Origin of the sequence: Kitasatospora sp. NBC_01250, from assembly GCF_036226465.1 — a bacterium.
Classification (GTDB): domain Bacteria; phylum Actinomycetota; class Actinomycetes; order Streptomycetales; family Streptomycetaceae; genus Kitasatospora.
Map to the genome: position 1 here is coordinate 4,749,026 of NZ_CP108476.1, position 19,026 is coordinate 4,768,051.

The 19,026-nt window shown below is 71.7% G+C and carries 11 protein-coding genes; 8 read left to right on the forward strand and 3 right to left on the reverse strand.

Annotated elements, in window-relative coordinates; all coding sequences use genetic code 11:
• Nucleotides 1-164 precede the first annotated feature (164 nt).
• Both OG500_RS19775 and OG500_RS19780 read left to right on the forward strand, forming a co-directional pair.
• On the forward strand, nt 165-1,283 hold the full coding sequence (locus tag OG500_RS19775) for a lipid II:glycine glycyltransferase FemX (RefSeq protein ID WP_327067978.1): 1,119 nt from the start codon (nt 165-167) through the stop codon (nt 1,281-1,283).
• A 64-nt stretch (nt 1,284-1,347) separates the two neighbouring features.
• Entirely contained in the window at nt 1,348-2,478 is a 1,131-nt protein-coding gene (locus tag OG500_RS19780; protein ID WP_329582088.1) for an alanine racemase, read from the forward strand.
• A 28-nt stretch (nt 2,479-2,506) separates the two neighbouring features.
• Here OG500_RS19780 and OG500_RS19785 read toward each other — a convergent pair whose 3' ends face one another.
• Both OG500_RS19785 and OG500_RS19790 read right to left on the reverse strand, forming a co-directional pair.
• Nucleotides 2,507-4,081, reverse strand: coding sequence for a glycosyltransferase family 87 protein (locus tag OG500_RS19785; protein ID WP_327067980.1), 1,575 nt, complete (start codon nt 4,079-4,081; stop codon nt 2,507-2,509).
• A gap of 120 nt (nt 4,082-4,201) precedes the next feature.
• Nucleotides 4,202-7,045, reverse strand: coding sequence for a transglycosylase domain-containing protein (locus OG500_RS19790; RefSeq protein WP_327067981.1), 2,844 nt, complete (start codon nt 7,043-7,045; stop codon nt 4,202-4,204).
• Between the two features lie 415 nt (nt 7,046-7,460).
• Between OG500_RS19790 and OG500_RS19795 the strand changes: the two genes are divergently transcribed.
• The 4 genes from OG500_RS19795 to OG500_RS19810 all read left to right on the forward strand — a co-directional run bounded on the left by OG500_RS19795 (nt 7,461) and on the right by OG500_RS19810 (nt 12,176).
• Nucleotides 7,461-8,144, forward strand: a complete 684-nt coding sequence (locus OG500_RS19795) for a PadR family transcriptional regulator (RefSeq protein WP_327067982.1) — start codon at nt 7,461-7,463, stop codon at nt 8,142-8,144.
• Between the two features lie 135 nt (nt 8,145-8,279).
• On the forward strand, nt 8,280-9,362 hold the full coding sequence (locus OG500_RS19800; RefSeq protein WP_327067983.1) for an inositol-3-phosphate synthase: 1,083 nt from the start codon (nt 8,280-8,282) through the stop codon (nt 9,360-9,362).
• Between the two features lie 253 nt (nt 9,363-9,615).
• Nucleotides 9,616-10,884, forward strand: coding sequence for an MFS transporter (locus OG500_RS19805; RefSeq protein ID WP_327071611.1), 1,269 nt, complete (start codon nt 9,616-9,618; stop codon nt 10,882-10,884).
• 104 nt (nt 10,885-10,988) lie between these two features.
• Nucleotides 10,989-12,176, forward strand: coding sequence for an LppU/SCO3897 family protein (locus OG500_RS19810; RefSeq protein ID WP_329582091.1), 1,188 nt, complete (start codon nt 10,989-10,991; stop codon nt 12,174-12,176).
• Between the two features lie 47 nt (nt 12,177-12,223).
• Here the strand turns inward: OG500_RS19810 and OG500_RS19815 are convergent, their stop codons facing one another.
• The gene (locus tag OG500_RS19815) at nt 12,224-13,735 is read right to left on the reverse strand and encodes a CCA tRNA nucleotidyltransferase (RefSeq protein WP_442907045.1); all 1,512 of its coding nucleotides are present in this window, start codon (nt 13,733-13,735) and stop codon (nt 12,224-12,226) included.
• 236 nt (nt 13,736-13,971) lie between these two features.
• Between OG500_RS19815 and OG500_RS19820 the strand changes: the two genes are divergently transcribed.
• Together OG500_RS19820 and murJ are read left to right on the forward strand one after the other, a co-directional pair.
• Entirely contained in the window at nt 13,972-16,386 is a 2,415-nt protein-coding gene (locus OG500_RS19820; RefSeq protein ID WP_329582094.1) for a DUF6049 family protein, read from the forward strand.
• A 97-nt stretch (nt 16,387-16,483) separates the two neighbouring features.
• Nucleotides 16,484-18,931 (forward strand): murein biosynthesis integral membrane protein MurJ, encoded by a 2,448-nt coding sequence (gene murJ, locus OG500_RS19825; protein ID WP_329582097.1) that lies wholly within the window; start codon nt 16,484-16,486, stop codon nt 18,929-18,931.
• Nucleotides 18,932-19,026 lie beyond the last annotated feature (95 nt).

A 19,026-nucleotide genomic window follows, 5' to 3' on the forward strand; every position in this document is an offset into this window, starting at 1 on the left:
CCGGAGGGCGCCGTTCGCCACGTTCCGCACCCGGTCGCCCGGTTGGCCCTATGGTTCCGTCAGCACGCCGCGCGCGACCCGCCCGAAACGGAGCAGAAACGGACCATTCGGGCGATAGGGTCACAGAGCAGAGGTCCGTCATCACTCCAAGGAGCATCCCGAGCATGAGCCTGCGTCTGAGGACGATCACCCGTGAGGAGCACCTCGCCTTTCTGCGCGGCCGTCCCTCGGCCAGCCATATGCAGGTGCCGTCCTGGGGCGAACTGAAGTCGGAGTGGCGCAGCGAGTCGATCGGCTGGACGGACGCCTCGGGCGCGGTGGTCGGGGTGGGCCTGGTGCTCTACCGGCAGCTGCCCAAGCTCAAGCGCTACCTGGCCTACCTGCCCGAGGGCCCGGTGATCGACTGGTTCGACCAGGACCTGGAGAGCTGGCTGCGGCCGATGCTGGCGCACCTGAAGGCGCAGGGCGCCTTCTCCGTGAAGATGGGGCCGCCGGTGGTGATCCGGCGCTGGGAGACGACGACCATCAAGGAGGCGATCTCCGGCGGGCAGGCCAAGCGGCTGCGCGACATCGAGCCCGACTGGCACGAGCCCCGGGCCTTCGAGCTGGCCGAGCGGCTGCGCCGGTCCGGCTGGCTGCAGGGCGAGGACGGCGGCGCCGGCTTCGGCGACGTGCAGCCGCGCTACGTCTTCCAGGTGCCGCTGGCGGGCCGGTCGCTGGACGACATCCAGCGCGGCTTCAACCAACTGTGGCGGCGCAACATCAAGAAGGCCGAGAAGAGCGGCGTCGAGGTGGTCCAGGGCGGCTACGAGGACCTCGCGGTCTTCCACCGGCTCTACGAGGTCACCGCCGAACGCGACCGCTTCACCCCGCGCCCGCTGGCCTACTTCCAGCGGATGTGGACGGCGTTGACCGCCGAGGACCCCAACCGGATGCGGCTGTACATCGCCTACCTGGACGGCGAACCGCTGGCCGCCACCACGATGCTCGCCGTCGGCGAGCACGTCTGGTACTCCTACGGCGCCTCGGCCAACCACAAGCGCGAGGTCAAGCCCTCCAACGCGATCCAGTGGCGGATGATGCGCGACGCGTACGCGCTCGGCGCGAGCGTGTACGACCTGCGCGGGATCAGCGACACGCTGGACGAGGACGACCCGCTGTTCGGGCTGATCCAGTTCAAGCTGGGTACCGGCGGACAGGCGGCCGAGTACCTGGGCGAGTGGGACTTCCCCTTGAACAAGCTGCTGCACAGGGCGCTCGACATCTACATGTCCCGGCGCTGACGGGCCCCTGCCACGCCGCTGCCGCACCACCGCGCACCACCCGCACCACCCCGGGGAGAGCTCGATGACCCTTTCGCTGTACGTGGACACCGACCGCTGGCGGGCGCATCAGCGCGCGGTACTGGCCGAGTTCCCGGGGCTGGTCCCGGTGGCCAAGGGCAACGGCTACGGGTTCGGCAACCGCCGGCTGGCCCAGGAGGCGGCGCTGCTGGGCACCGGGTGCCTGGCGGTCGGCACCGCGGCCGAGGCCGCCGAACTGCTCCGCGACGGCGGCCACGGCCAGGACGGCGATGGCCGGGACCGCGACGGCGACGGCAACGGCGACCGGCCGGGCGGCTTCCCGGGCGAGCTGCTGGTCCTGACGCCGTACCGGGTCGGCGAGGAGGGCGCCGAGCTGCCGGACGACACGGTGCTGCGGACGGTGGCGGGTGTGGAGGCGCTGCGGGCGCTGTCCCAGGCGCCGGGCCGCCGGCGGGTGGTGGTGGAGTGCATGACCAGCATGCGCCGGCACGGCATCGCGCCCGCCGAGCTCGCGCACCTGGCCGAGGCGGCGGCGGCCACGGGCGGGGCGGGGAGCGTGATCGAGGGCTTCGCGCTGCACCTGCCGCTGGACCGCCCCGACGGTTCCGACCCGGCGGCCGAGATCTCCGCCTGGGTCCAGGCGATCGAGACGGCCGCGCTGCCCGTCGAGCACATCTACCTCAGCCACCTGGACGCGGGCGGCATCGCCTGGCTGAACGTCCGCCACCCGGCGACCACCTTCCACTCCCGGATCGGCACCCGGCTCTGGCTCGGCGAGGTCGAGGCGCTCACCGCCCGGGCCACCGTGCTGGACGTGACGGCGGTCTCCCGCGGCGAGCGCTACGGCTACCGCCAGCACAAGGCCCCCTCCGACGGCCACCTGCTGGTGGTCTCCGGCGGCACCGCGCACGGGATCGGCCTGCAGGCGCCCACGTACGTGAAGGGCCTGCTGCCCCGCGCCAAGGGGATCGCCAGGGCCGGGCTGGCCAGCCTCAACCGCACCCTGTCGCCCTACCAGTGGAACGGCCGCCAGCTCTGGTTCGCCGAGCCGCCGCACATGCAGGTGAGCATCGTCTTCCTGCCCGGGGAGACCAAGCCCCCGGCCATCGGCGACGAACTGCCGCTCAACGTCCGGCACACCACCACGCACTTCGACCGGCTGGCGGACCGGTAGGCCCGGGGGTGCCCGGCCGGACTCCCCCCTAGGCGCCCGGGGACTGCCCCGGCACGCCGTCCTCCAGCACGTCGGCCTCCGGCTCGTGCCCGAGCCAGTCGGCGCCCGGCAATGGGGCGAAGGCCGCGTAGGACTCCTGCTCGCGCAGCCGGCGGGCCGCGCCGAGCACGAAGACGTCGGGGGCGAAGTCGAGCACCCCGCCCGACGGGTCGTCACTGCCGTCCCAGCGCACCGGGTCGCGGTCGGGGCGCAGGATGTCGCGGATCACCTTGACGCAGAGGTAGAGCGTGCCGGCCACGTGCAGGATGACGGCGAAGTGGTACCAGTTCTGGCCGATCCCGTGCTGCTTGGAGTCACCGATGAAGGCCAGGTAGGACCAGATGCCGAGGAAGTACAGCACCTCGCAGGCCTGCCAGATCAGGAAGTCCCGCCAGCGCGGCCGGGCCAGCGCGGCCAGCGGGATCAGCCAGAGCACGTACTGCGGCGAGTACACCTTGTTGGTGACCACGAAGGCCGCCACGATCAGGAAGACCAGCTGGGCGTAGCGCGGCCGGCGCGGGGCGGACAGGCCCAGCCAGGCGATGCCCAGGAAGCAGGCGATCAGCAGCGCGGCGATCCAGTTGTTGAGGCCGGCCAGCGACTCGTTGCGGTCCTGCATGAGGATCATCCAGAAGGACCCGAAGTCCTCCTTGCGGGTCTGGCTGAAGGTGTAGAAGGTGGCCCAGCCGTCCCAGTTGGCGATCATGATCGGGACGTTGACCAGCAGCCAGGCGCCGACCGCGCCGCCGGTGGCCTGCCAGAACGCCCGCCAGCGACCGGTGCGCCAGCAGAGCACCAGCAGCGGACCGAGCAGCAGCACCGGGTAGAGCTTGGCGGCCGTGGCCAGGCCGATGAACACACCGGCCCAGACCGTGCGGTTGGAGGACCAGTAGGCCATCGCGACCGCGGTCAGCGCGACCGCGAGCAGGTCCCAGTTGATCGTGGCGTCCAGTGCCAGGCAGGGGGCCAGCGCGAAGAGCAGCGCGTCCCAGGGGCGGCGGCGGTGGGTGCGGGTGAGCGCGATCACCGTGACCACCGCGCAGATCAGCAGCATCGCGGCGTTGACCATCCAGAACCAGCGCTCGCGGTCCTCGATGATGCCGCCGGTGGGGGTCAGCCACCCGGCGATCTGCATGAAGCCGCCGGTCAGGACCGGGTACTCCAGGTACTTCATGTCCGGCGTGGGCGAGGGCAGCATGTCCACGTAGGGGTGCAGCCCGGCGGCGAAGCCGCGTGCGGTGTACAGGTGCGGGATGTCGCTGTAGCACGCGTGGGTGTACTGCGCGGTGGCGCCGAAGAACCAGCCGCTGGTGTAGCAGGGCAGCTTCTGCGCGAGCCCGACGATGTACGTGACGATGGTGGCCAGCGCCAGGAAGCGGGCCGGGACCCACCAGGAGACGCCGAGCAGGGCGCGCCGGCCGGGCGGGCCGCCGAGCAGTTCGCTGCCGGCCGCCGCGACCGGGTCCTCGTCCGCGGGCACGACCACGGTGTTGGGCAGCGGGCCCTGGGCCTGTGCCTCCGCGGACTCGGCGGCGGGGATCTCGTCACGGGTGCTGGACGTCATGGCGGACATACTGCCGCACGCGCGCGGTTGGTACGAGGACCGGTCCGGCGCATCCGTGCCGGAAACCGCCGAGGGCGGCCCCGCCAGTGCGGGACCGCCCTCGTCCGTCTGCCTGCTGCCTCAGCCCCCGGCAGCGCCGGGGTTCGCCGTGCCGCTGGCCGGGCTGCTCGGGCCTCCGGTGGCACCGCCGGCGCCACCGCCCCCGCTGTGCGTGGGCTTGGTGGTCGGCGGGGCCGAGGTCTGGCCGCCACCGCCGCAGAACAGGTCCCCGAAGGCACAGGTCGAACCGCCACCACCGGGAGCCCCGGTGTTGCCGCCACCGCCGGTACCGCCGCCCCCGGTACCGCCGCCGTTGCCGCCACCGGGCGGCTGCTTGGACGCGGTGGGCTGGCCGCCGCAGTCCACGCCGGGCAGGCAGGTCTCCGGACCGCCACCGGTCGGCGGCTGGGGCGGAGCCTGGGTGGTGGGCGACGGCGGCGGGGCCTGGCTGCTCGCCGGGGCACTCGGGGTGGAGCTCGGGGTGGAACTCGGCGAGCTCGACGCCGAGGTGGACGGCGAGGGCGAGGCGGTGCTCGGCGCGCCCGAGGCGTCGACCTCCTGGTTGACCGCCGCCGGGTCCGGGAAGTCGGCCACCGGGGTGTTGGCCAACGCGGCCTTCATGTAGTTGGCGAAGATCTCGGTCGGCAGGTCACCACCGGCGAACTCGGTCCGACCGCCGGTGCCGACCAGGGACTGCAGCCCGGGGTGGTTGGGGTCCTCGCGGAACATGGTGATGGCCGTGGCCAGCTGCGGGGTGTAGCCGTCGAACCAGGCCGAGGTGCCCTTGTCGGTGGTACCGGTCTTGCCGGCCACCGGGCGACCGACCGCCAGCGCCTTCTTACCGGTGCCCTTGGCCACCACGTCCTGCAGGACGCTGGTGATGTTGTCGGCCACCGCCTGGTCGAGCACCGTCTTCGGGGTGGGCTTGGTGAAGGTGCTCAGCGTCCTGTCGCCGAGCTGCACCTTGGTCACCGGGTACATGTCGGCCTGCTGCCCGCGGGCGGCGAAGACCGAGTAGCCGGAGGCCATCTGGATCGCGCTCGGGGTCGAGGTGCCGATCGCGAAGGCGGCGGTGCCCTGGTTCTGGACCGGCATGCTCGCCGCGCTCAGGCCCATCTGCTCGGCCAGCTTGGCCACGTTGGATCCGCCGACGTCCTCACCGAGCTGGACGTAGGGGACGTTGAACGAGTTGATCATGGCGTCGCGCAGGGTCACGTATCCCTGCGGCCCGTCCTCGTCGTTCTTCTGGTGGAAGACCGAGCCGTCCTGGTTCTTCACCAGCGAGCCGTCCGGCTGGCGGATGGTGCTCAGGTCGTCGGCGTTGTAGCGGCTGTCCTCGTTGATCCGCAGCGGCTTGCCGTCCGGCCCCGTCTGGGTCTGCAGGCCGACCTGCATCGCGGTGGCCAGCACGTACGGCTTGAAGGTCGAGCCGACCGGGACACCGGTGGTGTCCGCGTTGTTGCTGTACTGCCCCTTGTCCTGCCCCGGACCGCCGTAGAGGGCCACCAGCGCGCCGTCCCCGGGGATCACCGAGGCCGCGCCGACCTGGACGTTGGTGTCGGTGGTGGGGTGCTTGACGGGGTCGAGGTTCTGCTGCTGCATCTGCGCGACGGCCGCGCTCAGCTCGTCGACCTTGTCCTTCTGCAGCGTGGTGTAGATCTTGTAGCCGCCCCGGCCGAGGGAGGCGTCCGTGATCGTCGGGTCCTTCTGCTCCAGGTACTTGTTGACGGTGGCGACGATGTAGCCGACCTGACCGGTCATGTTGGTCGCGGTCTGCTGCTTGACCGGCTCGGGCAGGCCGGCCGACAGGCACTGGCTCTGCTGGTCCTTGGTGATGGCCTTGGTCTCCACCATCTTGCCCAGGATCCACTCCCAGCGGCCGGTGTCCGGCTTGGCCGGGGTGCCGAACATGTTGGCGTGGTTGCTGGCGCTGAGCGAGGGGTCGTAGAGCCCAGCGCCCTTCAGCAGACCGGCCAGCATCGCACTCTGGCAGACGTTCAGGTCCTTGGCGTCCACGTTGTAGTAGTTGTGGGCGGCGGCCTGGATGCCGTAGGACTGGCGTCCGAACCAGCTGGTGTTCAGATAGCCGTCCAGGATGTCGTCCTTGGACATCTTCTGATTGATCTTCAGCGTGATGAAGAACTCCTTGAGCTTGCGGCTCAGGGTCTGGCTCTGGCTCAGGTAGGCGTTCTTCACGTACTGCTGGGTGATCGTCGAACCACCCTGGGTGGCCTGGCCGGAGGCCATGTTGTACATCGCCCGGGCGATGCCCTTGGGGTCGATGCCGGGGTCGGTCCGGAAGCTCTCGTTCTCGGCCGCGATCACCGCGTCCTGCATCGACTTGTTGATGTCCCCGATCGGGACGACCTGCCGGGTCAGGCTGCCCGTGCTGGTCATCTCCGAGCCGTCGGCCCAGTAATAGGTGTTGGGCGCGTTGTTCACCATGTCCTTGAGCGCCGGCACCGTCGTCATCGCGTACGCGGTGCCGACCGCGGCGACACCGCCGCCGAAGAAGATCAGGAAGACCGACAGCAGCTGCTTCCACGAGGGCAGCCAGCGCCGCACCCCGCTCTTGCCCCAGCGCGGGTAGTCGATGAACCGCTTCTTGCCCGGCGGCTTGGCCCCCGCACCCCGGCCGTCCCGGCCACCGCCGCCGCCCGGACCGCCGCCCTTGCGACCGCCGCCGCCCTTCTGGGCCGCCTTGCGCATCTCGGCGCGGGTCATCCGCGGCTGCTGGGCCGTCTCCCGCATCGCCTGCGGGCCCCGCGGACCCGCGGGCCGGGCCGCACGCGGCCGCCCCGGGGTGTCGTAGGACGGCGCGCCTTCAGGCGCAGAGCCGTAGGCGTACGGGCGTTGGTCGTTCGGTCGGCCGGGCGGCTGCTCGTCGCCGCCCGAGTTCGCCGACCGGCGCCGGTGTTCGCTCATAGTCCAGTAACTCCTAGGCCAGGCACGGACGCCTGTAGACAGGATCCACTTCCGATGCCCGCAACCCGCCCTAGGCGGGGATCAGGCCGCTGCCCAGGTGGTGGTCCTCGTGCACACGCGACAGCGTACGCATGCCTGATGAGTCATCAATCGGGCATTTGCGTACAAGAGCCGTGAAAGGGCAACAGATCATTACATGGCCGTTGCCAAGAACTCCCGGGTCGGCCTTCTCCTGGGGCTTCGGTGAGACCTGGCTGGGAGCGCTGCGTGCTCTTGTGATCACATTCACCCGTGCCCCTCTTGCCCCAATCGTGACCTCCGCCTATCGTTCTCGATATATCGAGTCGATACATCGCAGCGGCATAGCCGGTCGCGAGGTACCGGCGACCGAGGCATCGAAGGGAGGTCGGACCGCGTGAGCAGACGCTCAGGAGTGCTGGAATTCGCCGTCCTCGGCCTCCTGCACGACGCCCCGATGCACGGCTATGAGCTGCGCAAACGCCTCAACGTGCTGCTCGGCTCGTTCCGCGCCTTCTCCTACGGCACGCTGTACCCGTGCCTGAAGAGCCTGGTCGCCCAGGGCTTCCTGGTCGAGGACAACCCGGACACCGAGTACGTCCCGGCCACGGCGCTGAACGGCAAGCGGTCGAAGATCGTCTACCGGCTCTCCGCGGACGGCAAGCAGCGCTTCGAGGAGCTGCTCGCCGACTCGGGCCCGGACGCCTGGGAGGACGAGCACTTCGGAGTGCACTTCGCCTTCTTCGGTCAGACCGACCGGGCGGTGCGGATGCGCGTCCTGGAGGGCCGCCGCAGTCGCCTCGAGGAGCGCCTGGAGCGGATGCGCAGCTCGATCGCCCGCACCCGCGAGCGGTTCGACGACTACACGCTCGAACTGCAGCGGCACGGTCTGGAGTCGGTGGAGCGCGAGGTCCGCTGGCTGAACGAGTTGATCGAGACCGAGCGGGCCAACCGGACCGGGCGCACCGCCGCCCCGCCGGGCAGAACCGCCGTACCACAGTCTTCGGACGGCCGTGGCGACGAGGACGGATCCCCCCTTCCGTCCCGGCCACCGCACGACCGCCCGGGGCACTCCGCCTAGGAGTGCCGCCGCCGCGTCCGCCTGGCGCCACGCAGCGGAAGTGGGCGCAGTGCGCCCGTCAGACAGTCAGATGAGAAGCAGGACGAGGACCGCCGGTCTCCGGCGGACCTCACGAGATCACAGGGAGCAACCGGAATGGGTTCGGTTCGCGTAGCCATCGTGGGCGTGGGCAACTGCGCCGCGTCGCTGGTGCAGGGTGTCGAGTTCTACAAGGACGCCGACCCGGCCGGTAAGGTCCCCGGCCTGATGCACGTGCAGTTCGGCGAGTACCACGTCAAGGACGTGGAGTTCGTCGCCGCGTTCGACGTCGACGCCAAGAAGGTCGGCTTCGACCTGGCCGACGCCATCGGCGCCAGCGAGAACAACACCATCAAGATCTGCGACGTGCCGCCGACCGGCGTCACCGTGCAGCGTGGCCACACCCTCGACGGCCTCGGCAAGTACTACCTCGAGACCATCGAGCAGTCCGCCGAGGAGCCGGTCGACGTGGTGCAGGTCCTGAAGGACCGCCAGGTCGACGTCCTCGTCTGCTACCTGCCCGTCGGTTCCGAGGACGCTGCCAAGTTCTACGCGCAGTGCGCCATCGACGCCAAGGTCGCCTTCGTGAACGCCCTGCCGGTGTTCATCGCGGGCACCAAGGAGTGGGCGGACAAGTTCACCGAGGCCGGCGTGCCGATCGTCGGTGACGACATCAAGTCGCAGGTGGGCGCCACCATCACGCACCGCGTGATGGCGAAGCTCTTCGAGGACCGCGGTGTCCTCCTCGAGCGCACCATGCAGCTGAACGTCGGCGGCAACATGGACTTCAAGAACATGCTCGAGCGTGACCGCCTCGAGTCCAAGAAGATCTCGAAGACCCAGGCCGTCACCTCCCAGGTCCGTGACCGTGAGCTGGGCGCGAAGAACGTCCACATCGGCCCGTCGGACTACGTCGCCTGGCTCGACGACCGCAAGTGGGCGTACGTCCGCCTCGAGGGTCGCGCCTTCGGCAACGTGCCGCTGAACCTGGAGTACAAGCTCGAGGTCTGGGACTCCCCGAACTCCGCCGGTGTCATCATCGACGCCGTCCGGGCCGCGAAGATCGCCAAGGACCGCGGCATCGGTGGCCCGATCCTGTCGGCCTCCTCGTACTTCATGAAGTCGCCGCCGGTGCAGTACTTCGACGACGAGGCGCGGGAGAACGTCGAGAAGTTCATCCGCGGTGAGGTCGAGCGCTGAGCGCAGCGAAGCCTGCGAGCTATGAAGGCTGAGCGCAGCGAAGCCTGCGAGCTATGAAGGCTGAGCGCAGCGAAGCCTGCGAGCTATGAAGGCTGAGCGCTGAGCAAGCGGGTTGACCCCCGCACCATGACGGTGGCCGATGTTTCACGTGAAACATCGGCCACCGTCATGACACCCTGAGCACGTGGCGATCACCCGACGGCAGGCCCCGGCTCCCAGCACGCCCGACACCGACCGTGCCTCGCTCGGCTCGCTGCTGCGCTCCCGGGACTTTCGCCGACTGCTGGCCGCCCGGCTGCTCTCCCAACTCTCCGACGGCGTCTTCCAGGTCTCCCTGGCCTCGTACGTGATCTTCTCCCCGGAGCACCAGTCCTCCCCCGCCGACATCGCCTCCATGCTCGCGGTGCTGCTGCTGCCGTTCTCGGTGATCGGCCCGTTCGCCGGGGTGCTGCTGGACCGCTGGCGCCGCCGCCAGGTGCTCTACCTCGGCAACCTGGCCCGCTTCGGCCTCGGCCTGGCGACCGCCGGGCTGCTCCTCGGCCAGGTGCCCGAGTGGCTCTTCTTCGCCTCCGCGCTGCTGGTGACGGCGCTCAACCGGTTCATCCTGGCCGGACTCTCGGCCGCGTTGCCCCGCGTCGTGGCACCGGCCCAACTGGTCACCGCCAACGCCCTCTCCCCCACCGCGGGAACCGTCGCGGCTGCCTGCGGCGGTGGCATCGGCTTCCTCTTCCACCAGGTGATGGCGCCCGGACCACGGGCCGACGCCGCTCTCGTCACGCTGGCCGCCGTGCTCTACCTGGCCGCCGCGCTCGCCGCCCACCGGATGGCCCCCGACCTGCTCGGCCCCGAGCACCACCCCGACCGCCCCGACCTGCGTGCGGCCCTCGGCCAGGCCGGCCGGTCACTGGTCGACGGCGTGCGCCACCTCGTCAAGGAGAGCCGGCCCGCCGTGCACGCGCTCGCCGCGGTGACCGCGGCGCGGTTCTGCTACGGCGTCCTGATCGTCACGGTGCTCATGCTCTCCCGCTACACCTTCAACGACCCGGCCGACAGTCAGGCCGGGCTCGCCACCCTGGGCACGGCGCTCGGCTTCTCGGCGGTCGGCTTCTTCCTGGCCGCCGTGGTCAGCCCCTGGTTCACCCGGCGGCTCGGGCTCACCGGCTGGATGGTCGCCTGCCTCGGCTCGGCCGCCCTCTTCGTCCCGGCACTGGGCCTCTTCTTCGACACCGGCCCGGTGATGGCCGCTGCGCTGCTGCTCGGTGTGGTCACCCAGGGCAGCAAGATCTGCGCGGACACCATCGTGCAGAACGCGGTCGAGGACGACTACCGGGGGCGGGTCTTCGCCCTCTACGACGTGCTGTTCAACGTCGCCTTCGTCGCAGCCGCCGGCGTCACCGCGCTGGTGCTGCCGTTGAACGGACGTTCCGTGGGCGTACTGCTCGGTGTCGCCGCGGTCTACGCGCTGAGCGCCGCGCTCTACGCCCGGGCCGGTCGGCGCACACCGCCGCCCGGGCCCCGGTGACCGGGGACACGGCGACTCGCTAGGGTACGTCCGCACCAACGAGTTGACGTTTTCGCTCCACTTCCGCCGCCCCTCGGCCGTCGTGCCATCCTCGGAGAGCCGTCGTGAGCAATCCGCCCCAGCCGCCGAACCCGAACATCCCACCGCCACCGCCGAATCCGCCGAGCGTTCCCGCGCCGCCGGCTTCCGCGCCCGCGGCCGTGACACCCGCGGAGCCCGCACCGGCCGACCCGACGCTCGTCGACGCGACGCCCGTCGACAGCACGCCCGTCGACGCCACCCCGCCGGCCCCGGCCGCACAGCCCCCGGCCGCGCAGCCGCCGACCGCCGTGCTCCCGCCGCCGGTCTTCGCCCAGCCGACGCCGACACCGCCCCCCGCCCAGGCCCCGGCGCAGCCACCGGCCGCGCCGAACCCCTACGCGGTGCCGAACCCGTATGCCGCGCCGAGTGCGTACGCCAGCCCGAACCCGTACGGCACACCGGCCTTCGCGACGGCGTACGGCTACCCGGGCCCCGGGATGCCGGACACGCCCGCCGTCTGCCGGGTGTGCGGCGGCTTCCCGGCGGTGGACGTCACGGTGCGCGGCCACCAAGGCGTGATCGTGCTGTGGAAGTTCCCCAGCCGTCCCGGCCCGTACTGCCAGGTCTGCGGCACCGCGACGGTCCGTGAGATGGCGCAGCGGACCCTGGTGCGCGGCTGGTGGGCCGTCCTCTCGCCGCTCTTCACCCTGATCACGCTGCTGCGCACCCGGGCCGCCTATCAGAAGATCCGTCAGCTCCCGCCACCCGCGCCGGGAACCCACGGTCCGCAGCTGGACCCCGGCACCCCGCTCACCAAGCGCGGTGCGATCTGGATGCTGCTGCTGCCGGTGGCCTCGGTGGCGGCCTGCATCACGCTGCTGGTGCTGCTGGTCTCCGGCGCGAACGGCGACGACTCGGGGCCGGCCGGCCGCTCGGTGATCACCGCGAACGGCGGCGACTGCCTGCGCGACGCCCATGGCTCGCTGGGTCAGCCCGACGCCCATCCGGACGTCACCGTGCTCCCCTGCAGCAGTTCCAAGGCGCAGTACCGGGTGCTCGCCAAGGTGGCCACCGTGGACGACCCACAGGGCGCCTGTTCCGGTTACCACGCCGCCACCTCCTGGCTCCTGCACAAGGACGGCGGCGCCAGCTTCGCCCTCTGCCTGGCCGCGAAGGACGCCCCCGACGCCCCCGACGCCCCCGACGGCTCCTCCGGCACCACTGGTTCGACCGGTTCGACCGACTCGACCGGTTCGGGCACCAGCGTCTGACGGACCGTCCGTGGGCCGCGGTGGTACGCCACCGCGGCCCGGGCGGGTCAGTTCCCCCGCTGCTCCTGCGCCCACCACTGCTCGAGCGCCGCCACCGCCGCCTCGTGCTCCATCGGGCCGTGCTCCAGGCGCAGCTCCAGCAGGTGCTTGTAGGCCTTGCCGATCACCGGGCCCGGCGCCAGGCCGAGCAGCTCCATGATCTGGTTGCCGTCAAGCGCGGGCCGGATCGAGTCCAGTTCCTCCTGCTCCTTCAGCTGGGCGATCCGCTCCTCCAGACCGTCATAGGTCCGCGACAGGGTCGCGGCCTTCCGCTTGTTGCGGGTGGTGCAGTCGGAGCGGGTCAGCTTGTGCAGCCGCTCCAGCAGCGGGCCCGCGTCGGTGACGTAGCGGCGCACCGCGGAGTCGGTCCATTCGCCGCCGCCGTAGCCGTGGAACCGCAGGTGCAGCTCGACCAGGCGCGAGACGTCGTCGATCAGCTCCTTGGAGTACTTCAGCTCCCGCATCCGCTTGCGGGTGAGCTTGGCACCGACCATCTCGTGGTGGTGGAAGGAGACCCGGCCGTCCGACTCGAAGCGGCGGGTGCGCGGCTTGCCGATGTCGTGCAGCAGCGCGGCCAGTCGCAGCGTCAGGTCGGGGCCGTCCTGCTCCAGCGCGATCGCCTGCTCGAGCACGGTGAGCGAGTGCTCGTAGACGTCCTTGTGGCGGTGGTGCTCGTCCTCCTCCAGCCGCAGGGCGGGCAGCTCGGGCAGCACGTGGTCGGCCAGCCCGGTCTCCACCAGCAGTCGCAGGCCCTGCACCGGGTACTCGGCCGTCAGCAGCTTGTTCAGCTCGGCCTGGACCCGCTCGGCGGACACGATGGTGATCCGCTCGGCCATCGCCGTCATGGCCGCCACCACCTCGGGGGCGGGCGTGAAGTCCAGCTGGGCGGCGAACCGGGCGGCACGCATCATCCGCAGCGGGTCGTCGGAGAACGACTCCTCGGGCGTGGCCGGCGTGCGCAGGACCCTGGCCTCCAGGTCCTCCAGCCCGTGGTGCGGGTCGACGAAGCCGCGCCCCGGCAGGTCGACCGCCATCGCGTTGACCGTGAAGTCCCGGCGGACCAGGTCCTGCTCGATCGTGTCGCCGTAGGTGACCTCGGGCTTGCGCGAGGTGCGGTCGTAGGCCTCGCTGCGGTAGGTGGTGATCTCGATCAGGAAGCTGCCGGTCGGCGTGTCCTTGCGGGCACCGACCGTGCCGAAGGCGATGCCGACGTCCCACACCGCGTCCGCCCAGCCCTTGACCAGCTTGAGCACCTGCCCCGGCCGGGCGTCGGTGGTGAAGTCCAGGTCGTTGCCGAGCCGGCCGAGCAGCGCGTCGCGCACCGACCCACCCACCAGGGCCAGCCGGAAGCCGGCTTCCTGGAACCGCCGGGCGATCTCGTCCGCGACCGGGGAGACCCGGAGCAGCTCCTGCAGCCCCCGTGTCTGGGCCTCGCTCAGGCCTGGCAGGGCCGCGGCAGGGCCGGTGGCCTGGGCAGGAGCGGCAGCGGGGGCGGCGGTGGGTTCATTGGCGTTGGGCACGGCACACAAGGGTACGTGCCCGAGCCGGTCGGCAGCCCGCTCCTTTTTCCGGTGCCGATCACCTCCCGACCCCGCCCATCCCAAGGCCCGCAACACTGCGGGCCCGGCAGCGTCGTTACCATGCCGGTGGGACCGATGGTCCGCCGAGGGCGCGAGCCCGACACCGCGCGTGGTCGCGGGGGCGGCGCGGACCGAAGCGAAGACGACCGCGAACCAGAACGGCGAGGACGAAGCGCGTGGGCGAGCCAGCACGGCACACCGAGGGTCCCCGCAGGTCGGAGCGCGCTTCCCGGCGGTTGACCCGGGCGCTGCGGTCCACCGCGGTGGTCGCCGGCACGCTCGCGCTGCTCGGCGCCGCCGGCGTGGTGCCGGCCCTCGCCGCGCCGGCCCAGCCGGGGCTGGCCGCGGTCTCGCCCGATTTCCCGGTCACAGTCACCATCTCCAGCGTCCAGCCCCCGGCCCCCACCGCCGGCGACTCGCTGCAGATCTCCGGCACCGTCACCAACAGCGGCTCGACCCCGCTCAAGGCCGCGCAGGTGGGCCTGTCACTGGGGCGCGGCTCGACGCCGCTGGCGAACCGCTACGCGATCGGCACGATGCTCGCCAGGACCGACCCGGCCAGCGCCGACGGCAAGCCGCTGGCCGCCCCGGTGAGCCCGGTGGGCGACCTGGCGCCCGGCGCCAGCACCGCGTTCCACCTGCCCCCGGTGGCGATAAGCGACCTGAAGCTCGACCCGAGCGAGGGGAGCGCGGTCTACGAGCTGGCGGTGCAGGTGCAGGCCGGCACCAACGACGACCCCGCGTCGCACGAGGTCGGTATCGCCCGCAGCGTGCTGCCGTACTTCTCCGACCCCAAGGACGTCCCGCAGAAGACCCAGGTCGCCACGGTGTGGCCGCTCACCCACCAGGCCGAGCTGGTCACCCAGACCCTGGACACCGACCAGAGCCCGGTCCTGCGGGACGACAGCCTGGCCACCGACCTCGCGCCGAACGGACGGCTCGGCCAGCTGCTCAGCCTCGGCGAGCAGATCCCCTCGCTGACCTGGGTGATCGACCCGGCGCTGCTGGACGCCGTGACCGCGATGACCAAGCCCTACCGGGTGCAGCTGCCCGGCCACAGCGGCGAGCCCGCCCACAGCGACAACACCGTCGCCGGCACCGGCACCGCAGTGGCCACCCACTGGCTGGACGAGCTGCGCCACGCCGTCACGCAGAAGGGCGACGAGGTGGTCGCCCTGCCGTACGGCGATCCCGACCTCGCCTCGATCGCGCACAACGGCAGCGGCCTGAGCGGGCTGAGCACCGTGCTGGGCAAGGCGCAGGTGGCCGGGCAGGTGACCGTCGAGGGCCGGCTGATGGTCGACCCGGTGGGCGACATCGCCTGGCCCTACCAGGGCGCACTGGACCCGCAGACCGCCCAGGTCGCCCAGCAGCTGGGCGGCTCGAAGATCATCGTGAGCAGCGCGAGCGTCAGCGATCCGCAGCTGTCCTACACCCCGAACGCGGCCCGGCCGCTGCCGAACGGCCAGACCGCCCTGGTCGCCGACAGCACCATCGCGGACCTGTTCGCGAACGACCTCGCCACCCCCGAGGCCAGGTCCGCGGCCGAGCAGCGGTTCCTCGCCGAGACGCTGGCGATGACCCGGCAGCAGCCCAGCACCCAGCGCACCCTGCTGGTCATGCCGCCGCGCAACCTCACCGCGCAGAGCGCGCAGACCCTGCAGGACGCGCTGCTCAAGAGCGGCCAGTGGACCAACCCGGTGACGCTGGACACGGTGGCCGGCACCCCCGCCGACCCCGCGACCGCCGACACCACGGTGCAGCCCGCCGACGCCTACCCCGCCGCCCTGCGCGCCGGCGAACTGCCGAGCAGCAACCTCGGACAGGTGGCCGACGTGCAGGGTCAGATGGACCTGCTGCTGCAGATCCTGACCAACCCGGGGCGGGTCAGCAGCCCGTTCAGCGCCGCCATGATGAGCTCGGTCTCCACCTCCTGGCGCACCGACGCCAAGGCCGGCGACGACTACCGCACCAATGTCTCCAAGAACATGGGGCAGCTGGTCAACGCCGTCAGTATCCCGAAGAAGAGCAACAAGATCACGCTCGCGGGCAACGAGGGCGTCCTGCAGGTCAGCGTCAAGAACGACCTGACCCAGCCGGTGATCAACCTCGAACTGCGGCTCACCTCCAACCAGCCCTACCGGGTGAGCGTCAGCAAGCCGCAGAACATCTCGCTGAGCAGCGCGCAGAGCGTCTCGGCCAAGTTCCTCGCGCAGGCCCAGGGCAACGGCGTGGTGCAGATGACCGCCCAGCTGTACACGGTGGGGCCCAACCCGCAGCCGTACGGCGAACCGGTGAAGTTCTCGGTCGAGGTCAGCCAGGTGCCCAACGGCGTCTGGTGGGTGGTCGGGGCCGGTGTCCTGCTGGTGCTGCTGGCCGGGCTGCGGTTCTTCCTGCAGCGCCGCAAGCGCAAGGGCGAGCCGGACGACGACCCGGACGCGCCGCTGGTCGACCCCGACGCACCGGACGGAGCCGGCGAGGCGCTCGACGCCGAGGACGGGCCGGACAGCCGGCCGTCGGCCGACGGCGGAACGAACCCGTCCGAATCGGACAGCCGACCGACCCCCGAAGGGACCGCGGCGCACCCCTAGGGCACCGTGCCGAAAGCCGGGATCGGGCCGCTGGTGATGAGACAGTAGGTCCTTGAGATCTCTCGGAGACGGCCGGACCGACCAGCGATGAGGTGGCATGAGCGAGCGGAGCACGGGGGTCCCCCCGGCCGCGGGCGGGGGCGGCGGAAGGTCGGTCCCGCCGGCCGAGGAGCACGCGCCCACGGCGGCCGAGGAGAGCGACTGGTACCTCACCGAGACCTTCGCGCGCGACCCGTTCGCCACCGACCCGTACGCGACGCCTGACGGCCCGGGTCCGTACCACCGGGCCGAAGCGGAACCGAGCGGCCCGGAAGCGGGCACCCCCGCATCGCAGGCCCCGGAAGCGCAGGCCCCGGCGGGCGACGGCGACCCCGCCGAGGAGCCCGCGCCCCCCGCCGCGGCACCCACCGCACGGAAGCGGCAGAAGCGCCGTGACAGGGCCGCGGAGCCGCCGGACGAGCCCGCGGTGCCCGCCTCCCGCTGGGCCCGCCAGGCGGCCGCCACGCCCGCCCCCGCGGTGCCCAGCACCGTCCCTGCCACCGAACCCGGGAGCGAGGCCGAGGCCGAGCCCGCGGGCGGCTCGCCCCGGGACACCGGGAGCACCGAGTACGTGGGCGTGGACGACCTGTTCGCCGCCGCCTACCCGACCGGCGAGGTGTCACGGCGGCCCTTCGTCCCGGTCATCGAGTTCGACCCGCCGCTCAGCCCCGAGGAGACCGCGCTGCGGGAGGCCGCCGCGGAGTCCGGGTCCGACCTGCCGTTCACCTTCGACCTCCCGGACGGGCCCGAGGAGCCGGACCGGGCCGCCGCGGCGGAGCCGGCCCAGCCGGACGAGCAGGACGAGCAGGACCGGCCCGAGGAGCCCGAGAAGCCCACCGAAGCGCCCGCCACCTCGGGCGGCGGCAAGGTCGCGAGCCTGCTCGGCTCCAGCGCGATCATGGCCGCCGGCACCCTGGTCTCCCGGGGCACCGGCTTCCTGCGCACCATGGTGATCGCCGCCGCGATCGGCGTCGGCACCATGGGCGACTCCTACTCCGCCGCCAACACGCTGCCCACCCTGCTCTACATCCTGATCGGCGGCGGCGCGCTGAACGCCGTCTTCGTGCCGCAGCTGGTCCGCAGCATGAAGCAGGACCAGGACGGCGGCACCGCCTACGCCAACCGCCTGCTCACCCTGGTGATGGTGGGCCTGGCCGGGGTGGTCTTCGTGGCCGTGCTGGCCGCCCCGCTGCTGGTCCAGCTGATCTCGCACTCGCTGATGAGCGGTCAGGCCAGCGCGGACAGCACGGTGGCCCTGGCCCGCTACTGCCTGCCGACCATCTTCTTCATGGGCATGCACGTGGTGATGGGCCAGATCCTCAACGCCCGCGGCCGGTTCGGCGCCATGATGTGGACCCCGGTCCTGAACAACGTCGTGGTGATCTTCACCTTCGCGATGTACCTGTGGGTCTTCGGCACCTTCCAGCACAGCCGGGTCACCCCCGAGAGCATCTCCCCCGAGGGGCTGCGGCTGCTGGGCCTGGGCACCATGCTGGGCCTGGCCGTCCAGGCGCTGGCGATGCTCCCCTACCTGCGCGCGGCCGACTTCCACTTCCGGCCGCGCTTCGACTGGCGCGGGCACGGCCTGGGCAAGGCCGCCCGGCTGGCCAAGTGGACCTTCCTCTTCGTGCTGGCCAACCAGGCCGGCTACCTGGTCGTCACCCAGCTGGCCACCGCGGCCGGCAGCCGGGCCGCCGCGCACGGCTACCTCGGGGTGGGCCTGGCCGCGTACTCCAACGCGCTGCTGATCTGGCAGCTGCCGATGGCGGTGATCACCGTCTCGGTGATGAGCGCCGTGCTGCCCAGGCTCTCCCGCTCGGCCGCCGACGGCGACCCCGGTGCGGTGCGCGACGACCTCTCGTACGGGCTGCGCACCTCGGCGGTGGCGATCGTGCCCGCCGCCTTCCTCTTCCTCGCACTCGGCCCGCAGATCGGCGGCGCCATCTACGGCCTGGGCAACGGCGGCAGCGCGGCGCACGGCACCACGGCGGTCGGCTTCATGCTCTCCGCCTTCGCACTCGGCCTGATCCCCTACTCGGTGCAGTACGTGCTGCTGCGCGGTTTCTACGCCTACGAGGACACCCGCACCCCGTTCTCCAACACCGTCTGGGTGGCCGTCACCCAGGCCGCGACCGCACTGGTCTGCTTCCTGCTGCTGCCCGCCCAGTGGGCGGTCACCGGGATGGCGCTGGGCTACGGCGCCTCGTACGTGGTGGGCGTGGCGGTCGCGCTGCCCAAGCTCAAGCAGCGGATCGGCGGACTGGACACCGCGCGGATCGCCAAGACCTACGTGCGGCTGGCGCTCGCCTGCCTGCCGGCCGCGGTGGTCGGCCTGCTGCTGTCGCTCGTGCTGCGCAGTCTGCTGGACGGCTGGACCGGTAGCGTGATGACCGTGCTGGTGGCCGGCGCCGGGCAGGTGGCGGTCTTCCTCGCGGTCGCCCGGCGGCTGCGGATCGAGGAACTGACCACGGTGATCGGCATGGTCCGCGGTCGCCTTGGCCGTTGACCGCCCATCAGTTTGTCCACCTACTGGCCGGTAGTGCACCCGGTGAAACCGGTTGGCCCCGTCAGCGGTCGTCCGGGGGTGGGAAGAGTGGGCAC

Excerpts from the sequence above, each read along its gene's own strand:
- OG500_RS19775 (WP_327067978.1), top strand. The coding sequence starts at position 165 with ATGAGCCTGCGTCTGAGGACGATCACCCGTGAGGAGCACCTCGCCTTT.
- OG500_RS19780 (WP_329582088.1), top strand. The coding sequence starts at position 1,348 with ATGACCCTTTCGCTGTACGTGGACACCGACCGCTGGCGGGCGCATCAG.
- OG500_RS19785 (WP_327067980.1), bottom strand. The coding sequence starts at position 4,081 with ATGACGTCCAGCACCCGTGACGAGATCCCCGCCGCCGAGTCCGCGGAG.
- OG500_RS19790 (WP_327067981.1), bottom strand. The coding sequence starts at position 7,045 with ATGAGCGAACACCGGCGCCGGTCGGCGAACTCGGGCGGCGACGAGCAG.
- OG500_RS19800 (WP_327067983.1), top strand. The coding sequence starts at position 8,280 with ATGGGTTCGGTTCGCGTAGCCATCGTGGGCGTGGGCAACTGCGCCGCG.
- murJ (WP_329582097.1), top strand. The coding sequence starts at position 16,484 with ATGAGCGAGCGGAGCACGGGGGTCCCCCCGGCCGCGGGCGGGGGCGGC.